1 protein-coding gene is annotated in these 1,421 nt (G+C 46.9%); it reads right to left on the reverse strand.

What is annotated here, in order from left to right; translation table 11 throughout:
• Nucleotides 1-134: 134 nt before the first annotated feature.
• The coding region (locus ACTHSP_RS19385; RefSeq protein ID WP_440346715.1) for a replication initiation factor domain-containing protein at nt 135-1,421 on the reverse strand (1,287 nt) is incomplete at its 5' end.

Genomic DNA, 1,421 nt, shown 5'->3' on the forward strand with positions numbered 1-1,421 from the left:
GCAATAGTCAAAGGTTTTACCGTCGATTTGGCCGTTAAAGCGTTTAACGCCCATGATTTGGCCTTGAATTTGCATTTGCATGATGTGTTTCCTTATTCAATACACTGCACTTGAAGGCGGCAGCGTTTTGCCTTTTAAAATCTATATGCGTATCGGTCGTACATCAGATTCAGATAATCTTGTTCGTGCTTGGCCTCAATGAGCTTCGTCATTTTGTTTTTCTCTTCAATGGCCATTTCAAGCAAAATTTGGGCGGATTCATTAAGCCATAAACTGCCTTCGGGCTTATCGTGTATGGCCGGTGCGTGGTTTTCGGTACATGAATACACTTCAAGGCTTAAGCGTTTGGGCAATAAGTCATGATCGGCTTCGAACATGGCTAAGATTTCCGAACGGTCTTTGTGCGGAAACATGGATTTCGCGGCATTGATGGCGCGGCCGACTTGGTTTTTCGCTACTTCGATGCAGCGTTCAAAGGTCAATTCAAGATTCTTTTTCACTGCTTCGATGCGTTTGGCTTTCTTTTGGAATTGGGCGCATACAGGGTATGCACCGCCGAAGTATTCACCCGGAACTGTCAATACTTCGAACGGAATGACAATATCCTTGGCTTTGAATTCAATTTCAAAACGCACCCACTGGCTTTCTTTGTCGCCAAGTTGCTTGCCTTTTTCGTAGACGCGAACGTATTTGGATGATTCACGGGAGCCTACATAGTAGGTTTTGCCCTTGCCGTTATTTGATTCCCAATCCGTACCGACTGATTCGCCATCGGGCATCATGTGATGATTGGTGAACTTACCGGCGAGACGGTCGGATTTGGCCTGCTCGGGCGTGTATTCGCCTTGAAAAAAGTCTTTGGCAATGTCGATACGGGTAATTTTGGGACGGACAGCCTGTAGGATGAAGTTATAAAGTCGTAATTCCCAACCGTCAGATGCTGCATTGCAACCCGTGGCCGTGACTTCAATCAGCATGGTATTGTTTTGACCACCGAAATGAACGCGGCCATATTGGGCATTGTCTGTACCCATCAACCAGCAGGAATCATAAAAACGACCGCCTGAATGCTTGGCTTTTTCGGTAATACCAAAACCAAAAATATCTGCCAGAACCATAGATGCGCGGACGATGTATTCATCATCGGCAACTAATGGATAACCGGCGAGCAGGGAAAATGTATCTTCGTGGATTGAAAAACTGATTTGGTCGATGAAAGCGGAATTGGCTTTGCCACGACGCAAAGGCACTTCAATCAGACGGCCTTTTGAATCAGTTAAAAAGGTGGTGTATTTTTCGAAGGTTTCCTGTTCGGTACTCAAAGCCGCTTCGGTTTCTGCTCCCCCCCTGTTAGATAAGGGGGGCGCCATCGGCGCGCGTGAATCCGCCTTTGGCGTGTCGCTTACGCTGCCACCGCCAAA

The organism is Neisseria sp. P0001.S005 (assembly GCF_051963715.1).